10 protein-coding genes are annotated in these 9,589 nt (G+C 65.2%); 4 read left to right on the plus strand and 6 right to left on the minus strand.

Annotation, left to right across the window (positions count from 1 at the left end; translation table 11 throughout):
• Positions 1–261 precede the first annotated feature (261 nt).
• Genes AC1DSN_RS13040 through AC1DSN_RS13055 form a run of 4 tightly spaced genes read right to left on the minus strand, consistent with a single transcriptional unit; the run spans position 262 to position 4,799 of the window.
• Positions 262–861 carry a Slp family lipoprotein gene (locus AC1DSN_RS13040; protein WP_477331037.1) on the minus strand — a complete coding sequence of 200 codons (600 nt, stop codon included), beginning with the start codon at positions 859–861 and terminating at the stop codon, positions 262–264.
• A gap of 43 nt (positions 862–904) precedes the next feature.
• Positions 905–2,905 (minus strand): transglutaminase TgpA family protein, encoded by a 2,001-nt coding sequence (locus AC1DSN_RS13045; RefSeq protein ID WP_477331039.1) that lies wholly within the window; start codon positions 2,903–2,905, stop codon positions 905–907.
• The gene (locus AC1DSN_RS13050; RefSeq protein ID WP_477295085.1) at positions 2,902–3,813 is read right to left on the minus strand and encodes a DUF58 domain-containing protein; all 912 of its coding nucleotides are present in this window, start codon (positions 3,811–3,813) and stop codon (positions 2,902–2,904) included. Before AC1DSN_RS13050 ends, AC1DSN_RS13045 begins: the two co-directional genes overlap by 4 nt.
• A gap of 44 nt (positions 3,814–3,857) precedes the next feature.
• On the minus strand, positions 3,858–4,799 hold the full coding sequence (locus AC1DSN_RS13055; RefSeq protein ID WP_477295083.1) for an AAA family ATPase: 942 nt from the start codon (positions 4,797–4,799) through the stop codon (positions 3,858–3,860).
• 83 nt (positions 4,800–4,882) lie between these two features.
• On the opposite strand from AC1DSN_RS13055, the gene AC1DSN_RS13060 reads away from it, so the two are divergent.
• Positions 4,883–6,466: an ArnT family glycosyltransferase gene (locus AC1DSN_RS13060; RefSeq protein ID WP_477331041.1), complete on the plus strand. Its 1,584-nt coding sequence runs from the start codon at positions 4,883–4,885 to the stop codon at positions 6,464–6,466.
• Here the strand turns inward: AC1DSN_RS13060 and AC1DSN_RS13065 are convergent.
• Positions 6,434–7,018 carry a Maf family protein gene (locus AC1DSN_RS13065; protein ID WP_477295079.1) on the minus strand — a complete coding sequence of 195 codons (585 nt, stop codon included), beginning with the start codon at positions 7,016–7,018 and terminating at the stop codon, positions 6,434–6,436. The two genes, AC1DSN_RS13060 and AC1DSN_RS13065, sit on opposite strands and share 33 nt — an antisense overlap.
• Positions 7,019–7,465, minus strand: a complete 447-nt coding sequence (locus AC1DSN_RS13070; RefSeq protein ID WP_477331043.1) for a hypothetical protein — start codon at positions 7,463–7,465, stop codon at positions 7,019–7,021. It lies immediately after the preceding gene.
• Between the two features lie 156 nt (positions 7,466–7,621).
• Between AC1DSN_RS13070 and AC1DSN_RS13075 the strand changes: the two genes are divergently transcribed.
• The 3 genes from AC1DSN_RS13075 (at position 7,622) to AC1DSN_RS13085 (ending at position 9,409) form a co-directional block, all read left to right on the plus strand.
• Positions 7,622–8,137, plus strand: coding sequence for a YceD family protein (locus AC1DSN_RS13075; protein ID WP_063574027.1), 516 nt, complete (start codon positions 7,622–7,624; stop codon positions 8,135–8,137).
• Positions 8,138–8,155: 18 nt separating this feature from the next.
• Positions 8,156–8,350, plus strand: a complete 195-nt coding sequence (gene rpmF / locus AC1DSN_RS13080; protein ID WP_046968738.1) for a 50S ribosomal protein L32 — start codon at positions 8,156–8,158, stop codon at positions 8,348–8,350.
• Between the two features lie 90 nt (positions 8,351–8,440).
• The gene (locus AC1DSN_RS13085; protein ID WP_477331045.1) at positions 8,441–9,409 is read left to right on the plus strand and encodes a beta-ketoacyl-ACP synthase III; all 969 of its coding nucleotides are present in this window, start codon (positions 8,441–8,443) and stop codon (positions 9,407–9,409) included.
• The last annotated feature ends 180 nt before the right edge of the window (positions 9,410–9,589 follow it).

Consider the following 9,589-nt stretch of genomic DNA (forward strand, 5'->3'; position numbering starts at 1 on the left):
CATGGGCCGCGTCAGCGGCCTTTCCTTCTCGAACGCGGAGGACGTGTCTGAGCAGCGAGGGTGGACACCAAGGTCTCCCCGCGAGACGCCCAAGTGTAGAGAGCGATGGCAAAGCCGAGCCCCGCGAAGCCGAAGGCGAGCCATGGCCGAGGTGCGAGGTGCGAAAGAACGCCCGGTCTGCAAGCTGAGCGGCCGGGCCCCGGTCATCCGCGAAGAACCGAAAAAAAAAGCCGGCGCGAGCCGGCTTTTTTGTTTGCTGGATCAGCGATGCGGGCCCGGAGGCGGGCGTACGATGATCGTGCGCGGGCGGTACCAGTACGGGTCGCCCCAGGGGCCGTAACCACCGTAACCGTAACCACCCCAGCCCGGACCAAACCCCGGACCCCAGAACGGGTCGTAGAAGCCGGGACCGTAGTTCTGGTATGCCACGCGCTTCGGCCAGAGGTAAACGACGTCGGCCTCGACGCGCGGATAGGCATAGTCGAAGTCGCCTACCTTCTGCGAGACGGCGCCATGCAGCGTACCCGTCACCGTGATCTCGCGACCACGGGTGAAGACTTCCGGATCGTAGAAACCGTCGCGGCAGGCCACGAAGCGGCCCTGGCTGTCGGTCTTGCTGGCGGTCGGGCGAGCTTCACTGTCGAGCGGTTCGGACAGCACGAAGAAGCAGGTCTGTTGCGGACCCGGCTCCGTCTTGATGATCTCGCCGCCCCAACGAACCTTCGCGCCCGGGGCACCGCCCTGTTGCGCGCCGGACGTCGAGACGTCGTTGAACTGGCCCTGCAGCGGCTGCGGCACCGTGGCGCATGCGCCAAGGGCCAGCGTCGCGGCGGCGATGACCAGCGGTTTGTACATGGACATGTCACATCTCCCAGAGGCACCGGACACGGCCGATGCCATGTCCTTATTTGACCACGCGGCGCACCTTTAATTCCTTCACCTGCCGCCTGAATTCGCTGAGTGATTCAGGCGGCGGTTCGTCAAAGGCATAACGTGACCGTAAGTAAAGCTGGCTCAACCTTTCCAAGGCATTTCGTTGACCGGGCAGTGAACGCGCCGCGCGGGCGAAGAAGTGTCGGGGACCTTCACCTATCCGTCGCGTCACGCCTGTACGTGCGAGCTTTCGCTCTAGACGTTGCATCCACGCGTCCAACGCATCGCCTTCACGTCGCTGGAACATGGCCCAGCCAAGAGCCGCTGCGACGAGCAATGCGCAGCCCACCGCCAGGATAACCGCCAGATCGCCAACCTCCGCCCGGCGAATGCCGAACGGTTGAAGCATGCCTTCCTGACGAAGCGCATCAAAGCCATTAACGGCCTGGTTCCACCATTGGTTGACCACGTCCCAGTGGTCGCGTGCATTGCGCAGCCAGGCCATGTCGAAGAGGCCACCCTCGCTGCTATTGCCAGCCGCCGCCGCTGCCGCCGCACCCAGACTGACGCGTTCCGGACGTACCGCGCCGGTGGGATCGAAGCGTACCCATCCTCGTCCTTCCAGCCAGACCTCCGACCAGGCATGCGCATCGGCGTGACGGACCAGAAGATACGAGCCGAGCTTGTTCCAGTATCCGCCCTGGTAGCCGGTGACGACGCGCGCCGGTACACCGGCAGCCCGCATCAGGAAGGTGAAGGTCGACGAAAAGTGCTCGCAAAACCCCTCGCGGGTCTGGAACAGGAAGTCGTCGATGCGGTCGCGGCCGAGCGGCGCGGGCGCGAGGGTGTAGCGGAAGCCGCCATCGTGGAACATGGTGAGGGCGGCACGGGCGATGGCGAGGTGATCGTTGCCGTACTGGCTGGCCCAGCCGGCCGCCAGTTCGCGTGCATGGGGCCCTACACCGTCCGGAAGCCGGAGTGCCTGCCGGCGTTGCCGGTCGTCGATGCTCGCGTCGAGCCGATAGTCGGTGGTGGCGGAGGCGTGATACCGATAGACCTCGTCGACCGGACGGTCCGCCTCAGCGGTGCGGTCGCCACGCAGCCTTGCATCGCTGGGCGCCTCCACAGGCATGTCCATCACCGGCAGCACCCGCTGGCGTGTCGGTTCGAGGGTGATCTCGTAGTTGAAACGTGCTTCGCCTTCCAGTGTGCCGGGTGCACGCGAGCCGCCGTTGTAGTCGGGGCTCCAGCTCTGACCATCGAAGTTGGTCATGGTGTACGCGCGAAAATAACGGCTCTCGTTCATCGGCGGCGTGCCGTCGAACGTCACGCGCATGGCAGGCGTATCGTCAGTGAGTACTTCAGCCATCTCACCCGGTGCCATGCGATCGGACAGGCCCGTGATGGATTTATCGGCCGTGGGCGCACCCCATAAAGGCGAGCTCAGGCGAGGCACGAACACGAAGGCGAACGCGGCGAGCGGGACGGCGGCCAGTAGCGTGATCAACACCGGCAGGAGTTGGCGGCGTAGAGGCTGCGATTGGGGGTCGACTTCCTCGACGGAGCGTAACGTGGCGACGGCTGGCACCAGGCCGAGGGCAACGACGAAGCTGGCGGCGAGACCCTGGTCGAAGAGCAAGGCACTCATCAGGCCGAAGCAGGCGAAGGCGATTGCCACCCGTGCATCGCGACGGTGCTCGCTCTCGAGCATCTTCAGCACGAGGAGGCCGACGGCGAAGGCGCTGCCTGGTTCGCGACCGAACAGGGTGCCGTAGTAAGAGATAACGACGGCAAGCAGCAGGCCGATCAAGGGTAGCTTGATCCAGAACGGCGCGTTCCTTCCGCCTGTGCGGCGCTGGCGCCAGCGTGCCGTGAGCACGAGGGCCAGGGTGAGGGTGAGCCACCACGGCAGGTGCAGCGCGTGCACCACGAGCACGCTGGCCATGGTCAGGCAGAGCAGGTCGAAAGGGCGTTGCGCGAGGACAGGCTCGTCGACCGGGGCACGGCTGAGCGAAAGGCGAAAGCGCGTCATGGGCGTAAGGCCAGTGCTGTCATGCAGCGGTGGTAATGCTCGTCGCCCTGGGCGATATCGAAATAGCCGTCCGGCAGGCGCAGGCTCCAGCGTCGTCCCGAATCCTTGGCTTCGTCGACCCAGCGGGCGAGGCGGGAAATGCGCGATTCGTCATCGAGCCCGTGCATGCTGTCCCAGTCCAGGCGCCAATCTTCCTTCGGTGCAGGCTGTTCCAGGTCTTTCACCAGCAGTCCATGATGGCGCGCACTCAGTTTCCAGGCGATTTGCCGGCGAGGGTCGCCGGGACGGTAGTCGCGCAGGGAGGCCAACTCGTCGCCGGCGCGAGGGCGACCGCGGTCGGCATCGCCCTCTGGCTCGAACGGTGTCGGCCCGAGCGCCTCGGGGCGTGGGTAGACCAGGACGGGGTTATCCGGGTTGAGCCAGCTCCATGCGCGGAACATGCCGAGCGGCCAGCGCGTATGCAGCCGCATGCGCGGAAGGGACAGCCAGCCGCGGAAATCGGTGGCCAGCGCGAACTCGATGGTCGCCGGTGCGCCGGGGATCACCACCACCACGTGCTCACGGTCGGCGACATCGAGCCGGATGGCCATGCGCTCGCGCTGGCTTGCGGCGATGTCGAGCGAGACGCGGATGAGCTCGCCCGCACGGGCGGTGCCGGCGCGCAATCCTCCGACGGACAGGCCGTTGAGCGTACGAAACGCCACCAGCATGCTACCGGCGGTAGCTGCGCCGAGAAGGCAGGTGAGCATGAGGGCGGCGTTATTCGCGTAGTTCAGCGCGCCAATGAGCATCACGGCCAGCAACAGGGAGAAACCCACGCCGAAGCCGGTCGGCACGATGTAGATACGGCGGCGATGAAGCAGGATCGGCAGGGGCTCGCGCCTGCGCATACGGGTAAGTGAAGGCAACCTCCGTTCCGCCCATGCGACGATCCGTTCCCCCGCTGGCGGCATCAGGGCACCGCGGTCTCGGCAAGGATCGCCCGCGCGATCGACTCTCGGTGACTACCGCGGCCGGGGACCAGGCGATGGGCCGCCGTAGGCACGAATACCGTCTGGACGTCTTCGGGGATAACGTAATCGCGTCCGCTGATCATCGCCCAGGCACGCGACGCGGCGAGCAATGCCAGTCCGGCACGCGGCGAAAGACCGACGCGAACCTCATTGTGCTTCCGGCTGGCTGTGAGCAGCGCCTGGAGGTAGTCGAGCAGGGCGCTGCTGACCTTCACCGCCTGCGCGGCGGCATGCAACTGGCTGATCGCCGCGATGTCGAGGCGTGGCTTCAACGAAGCCATCAGTTCGCGGCGATCTTCGCCGATCAGCAGCGCGCGTTCGGCCGCGGGGTCGGGATAGTCCAGGCTCAGGCGCAACATGAAGCGATCCAACTGCGAATCCGGCAAGGGAAAGGTGCCGGCCAGGTCGAGCGGGTTCTGCGTGGCGACCACGAAGAACGGCCTGGGCAATTCGTGGGTGACGCCGTCCACGGTAGTCTGTCCCTCGGCCATGGCCTCGAGCAGGGCACTCTGCGATTTCGGCGTCGCACGGTTGATCTCGTCGGCGAGCAACAGGCTGGTAAAGATGGGGCCCGGATGGAAACGGAACTGACCTGTCTCGCGCTCGTAGACGCTGACCCCGATAATGTCCGATGGCAGGAGGTCGCTGGTGAACTGGATGCGCTGGAATTCGAGATCGAACGTGGCGGCCAGTGCGTGCGCCAGGGTGGTCTTGCCGACGCCGGGTACGTCTTCGAGGAGAAGGTGGCCGCCGGCGATCAGGCAGGTGAAGGCCAGCTTGACCTGGCGTGGCTTGCCGAGCAGCACGCTGTTGACCTGTGCCAGTGCGCCATCCAGTCGGTGGCGGAGCATTTCATCGTTGAGCGGAGTCGTCGCTGACATGATCGATGCGTGTGCCCCCAGGCCTGGCAATGTCGATGTTTGAGCGTTCCAGTGTAGCGGTGGCGACGCGATCGTGGCGAGGCATGTTCCTCATCATGTTCTTCGCGGCGTTATTACTGAAAGTCGTCATAGCGGCCACCTTGTCACCCTTCGGTGACGAGGCCTTCTACTGGCAGGAAAGCCTCTCCCCGGCCTGGGGCTACAGCGACCTGCCGCCGCTGACGGCCTGGTTGATCGGCTTGTCCGAAGGGATGTTCGGCCATGGACGTTTCACCATGCGCCTGCCGTTCCTGCTCATCGGTGCCGTGTTGCCGTGGCAGGTCGGCGCCCTCGCGCAGCGTCTGAGTGGCGAGGCCGCGCGCTGGCGGGCGGCGACCTTCGCACTGCTGCTCCCGCTGGTAGGTAGCATGGGCGTCCTGGCGCTGCCCGACGTGCCGTTGACGTTCGCCATCGTCCTCGCCACCCAAGGTCTGGTGGCAGCGCTTGAAGCGAATCGCCTGCGCGATTGGAGCCTGCTCGGTGCGGGGCTGGCCATTGCCTGGGTGACTCACTACCGCGCCGCGATGCCGATGCTCGCTGGCCTGCTGTTCCTGTTGGCGACACCGCGAGGACGCATGCAATGGRGGCGTCCCGGCCTCTGGCTGGCCATGGCGCTAGCGTCACTCGGCCTGCTTCCCCTCGTGATCTATAACGTCGCCGCCCGCGGTGCGGGGCTGGCATTCCAGCTCGTGGAGCGCAATCCGTGGCGCTTCCACGCGGACGCACTGGTCCAGCCGCTCGAGCAGGCCGCGGCGTGCACGCCACTCGCGTGGATCGTGCTGATGTGGGCCTTGTGGCAGGCCTGGCGTCGGCGAGGCGAAGCACCGTTCGACGTGATTGCCGCCCTTGCCGGAAGCTTCATCGTTCTCTACTTCGTGCTTGGCCTGTTTGCCGACGACGTTCGGTTCCGTGCTCACTGGCCGCTTCCCGGATTCGTTCTCCTCTGCGCTGTATTGCCTACCTTGCTCGCCCGTGCCGGGCGCACCTGGCGCCGATTTGCCATGGCGGCCTTCGTACTCGCCGGCTGCGGTCTTCTCGCCGGGCTGGGTTATCTCGGCCTGGCGGCGTCGCCGAATGGCGCCCGCGTACTCGCCGGGGTGAAGGCCTTTCCTTCGAACTTCACCGGTTGGCGTGAAAGCAGCGACGCGGTGCGCGGGCTGCAGGCGAGGGAACCCTCGTCGCTCATCGTGGCCGATAATTTCATGTTGGCGGCAGAACTGCGTTTTGCGCTCGGTGGTGCCGGCGCTATTTATTCACTCGACAGCCCGTTGAACACCAAGCATGGGCGTGCCGCGCAACTGGCAGCGTGGGGAAGTAACGAGGCTGGCCTGGCGAGACTCGCCGGCCGACGCCTCCTGCTGGTGGTCGACGAAACCTCGCTGCGCGAACGCGAGAGGCGCGACTGGCTTGCGTCGATCTGTTCACGTGTCGACATCGTCGAGCCTGTGCTGCGCCTCGATCTTTTTGACGGTCGCCGTCGCTTTGCCGTGTATGACGCTACGGCGCGAGCCGTTCCGGGACCGCTTCACAGTCCCGACGATTGCGTGGTCTGGCGCGACGCATATCGGGCATCCATCCTGCCGGTGCGGGGTAGCTCAGGGCAGGGCGACACCGGCGTCGCGCAGTAGGCGGCAGGTCGCGATCAGTGGCAAGCCGATCAGCGCGGTCGGGTCGTCATTGACGATTCGTTCGAACAGCGCGATGCCCAGCCCTTCGCATTTGAAGCTTCCGGCGCAGTCCAGCGGGCGTTCGCGTTCCACGTAGCGCTCGATGTCCTGCGCCGACAGGTGGCGGAAGTGCACCCGTGTTTCGTCGATGTGCAGGGAGGTCCTGCCCTTCGCGTCGATCACGCAGACGGCGGTATGGAAGACGACCTCTCGTCCGGAACTGGCGGACAGCTGCTTGTGCGCGGCCTGCACCGTGCCCGGCTTGTCGAGCACGGTGCCGTCGAGATCCGCGACCTGGTCCGAGCCGATCACCACGCAGCCGGTGCGTGTCGCGGCAACCGCGCGGGCCTTGGCTTCGGCCAGTCGTGCAGCGCGTGCGGCAGGCGCTTCACCGGGCAGGGGATCTTCATCGGTACCGGGCGAGGCCTGTTCGAACCCCTCGAGAAGACGCCGGAGCAAGCTTGCGCGGTAGGCTGAGGTGGACGCGAGGATGACGACAGGTTGCGCGGACACTCAGAATTCCTTGTGGATATGTTCGCGTACTGCCACGTCGAGTGCGGTCTGCGCGTCGTCGAGCGCACGCAGGCGCGGCTCCAGCTGGTGGCGTGCCCGAACGAGGCCGTCCACGGCGTCATCCAGCTCGCGCTGGCTGGCCCCGGGTGCACGGTCGCGGATCCACAGGCGTTGCTGGAGTAGGGCGCGCAGGCCGGAATCCACCGCCTGCTGGGCCTCCACTTCGCCCGCTGCCGGCAGGTCGGGACTGACCGACATAACCGAGTGAGCGCGTTGAAGGCGGTCGCGGCAGTCCTTGAGATCGGCCTCGAGACGGTCGGCGTTGTCCAGCAGATCCTTCATGGCGCTGTGTCGCCGTCGCGTCCGCTGCTGGACGACCGCCCAGGCACATAGCCCGATGGCGGCCACGATGATGGCCGCAAGTGCATAATAACCAAAAGAAAACACGCTAGCTCTTCCCCCTGTTGGGTGTGCTGCGGCAAACTACATCCTGACCTGCGAGTCTGCACGAAAGGCCCCGCCGTGCGCAAAAGTAGGCCTCTTGCGGTTTGTACCCGCTAACCGGTTGACTTCAGGCAGGTTGATGCCTACCATTTCCCGATTATGTCCGTGACCTTGCCATCGTCCGTGGACGCTTGGCGCGAAGTTCGTGCGCGGCGTTCGTTCCAGGGCTCGCTTCCCGTGTCGGCTTTTGCCCGCCTCGGAGAAGTCATTGCGTCGCCCGAAGGCGACGTAACCTACGAGCTGGACTTCGGTCGCGACGAGTTCAATATCGCCTATGTGGCTGTACGTGCGAAGGCACCGTTGACCGTGATCTGTCAGCGTTCGCTGGAACCGTTCGTGCTTCCGGTTGAGATCGATACACGTCTCGGACTGATTGTCGAAGAAATCGAGGAAGCCGCGCTGCCCCCTGGGTACGAGGCACTCCTCGTCGAACAGGACGGCAAGCTCGACCTGCGCGCGACGATCGAAGATGAACTGCTGTTGGCGCTGCCCCTGGTTCCGGTCAATCCGGACTACGAGTTGCCCGATGACATCGTTGGTGCCGACGAGGAAGAAGAAGCCTTGCCGGATCCGTCTGAAAACCCGTTCGCGGCACTCCGCGGACTCATAAAGTAATTTCGCTGGAGATTTGTCATGGCAGTTGCCAAGAGCCGCAAGACCCCTTCCACCCGTGGCATGCGTCGTTCGCACGACGCGCTGACGACCGTTCAGCTGTCGACCGATCCGACCAGCGGCGAAGTACACCTGCGTCACCACGTGACCAAGGATGGCTTCTACCGCGGTAAGAAGGTCATCGAAACCCGCGGTGCGGTTGAAATCGAAGACTGATCTCCCTTCGCAGGGATGATCGCAACGCAGGCGGCGCGGTAACGCGCCGTTTTGCGTTTATGGCCTTTGGCCCTGAATAGGGGAACGGTTCTGAAATACGCCCGCATCATCGGTACCGGCAGCGCACTTCCCGACAAGGTCGTGACCAATGCCGACCTCGAAAAAATCGTCGACACCACCGACGAGTGGATCCGCACGCGCACCGGGATTTCCGAGCGCCACTACGCGGCCGACGGCGAGACCACGGGCGACCTTGCCTTCCTCGCAGCCCAGCGCGCCCTCGAGGCAGCGGGCGTCAAGGCATCCGAGATCGACCTCATCATTCTCGGCACAACCACGCCCGACCTCATTTTTCCGTCCACCGCCTGCCTCGTGCAGCATCGCCTGGGTGCGAACGGCTGCGCCGCCTTCGACGTGAACGCCRCCTGCTCTGGCTTCGTGTACGCCCTGGGCATCGCCAATGCGTTTGTTCGTAGTGGTCAGTCGAAGAAGGCCCTGGTCATCGGTGCCGAAACCCTCACCCGCATGGTCGACTGGACCGAGCGGGAGACCTGCGTGCTGTTCGGTGACGGCGCCGGGGCAGTCGTGCTGGAAGCCTCCGACGAGCCGGGTATCTTCACCACCCGCATGCGCGCCGATGGCGGTTTCAAACACCTGCTGTTCAACCCGGTTGGCGTGTCCGCCGGTTTCACCGACGCGCCGAACCACGGCGTGAAGATCAGCATGCTGGGCCGCGAAGTGTTCAAGGTCGCGGTCAAGACACTGGATTCGCTGGTCGGCGAGACCCTGGCGGACGCGGGCATGAAGGAAGAAGAGATCGACTGGCTGATTCCGCACCAGGCGAACCTGCGCATCATCGAAGCGACGGCCAAGCGCCTGAACATGTCGATGGACCGGGTCATCGTCACCGTGGACAAGCACGCCAATACGTCGTCGGGGTCGGTGCCGCTGGCGCTCGACTACGCCGTGCGTTCGGGCAAGGTCAAGCGCGGCCAGAACCTGCTGCTCGAGGCCTTCGGTGGCGGCTTCACCTGGGCCTCGGCGCTCCTTCGATATTGATCCCCGTCAGGGACCAACCTTCGCTTGGTAGGAGCCGATTCATCGGCGAAGGGTGCTCGCGGCATCCTGGCCCGCTTCGCGGGATCGCCGATGAATCGGCTCCTACCCGGCAAGAGCGTCGGGCCACGCAGGAGTGACTGGCCCCCAGGCCTCCACACGCCCGCGAATGGTGCAATCTGC

The organism is Luteibacter sp. P4_D7_3 (genome assembly GCF_056401735.1).

Bases quoted from the DNA above. Each gene is read 5' to 3' on its own strand.
- AC1DSN_RS13075 (WP_063574027.1), top strand. From the start codon at position 7,622: ATGTCCGTGACCTTGCCATCGTCCGTGGACGCTTGGCGCGAAGTTCGT.
- AC1DSN_RS13040 (WP_477331037.1), bottom strand. From the start codon at position 861: ATGTCCATGTACAAACCGCTGGTCATCGCCGCCGCGACGCTGGCCCTT.
- AC1DSN_RS13055 (WP_477295083.1), bottom strand. From the start codon at position 4,799: ATGTCAGCGACGACTCCGCTCAACGATGAAATGCTCCGCCACCGACTG.
- rpmF (WP_046968738.1), top strand. From the start codon at position 8,156: ATGGCAGTTGCCAAGAGCCGCAAGACCCCTTCCACCCGTGGCATGCGT.
- AC1DSN_RS13045 (WP_477331039.1), bottom strand. From the start codon at position 2,905: ATGACGCGCTTTCGCCTTTCGCTCAGCCGTGCCCCGGTCGACGAGCCT.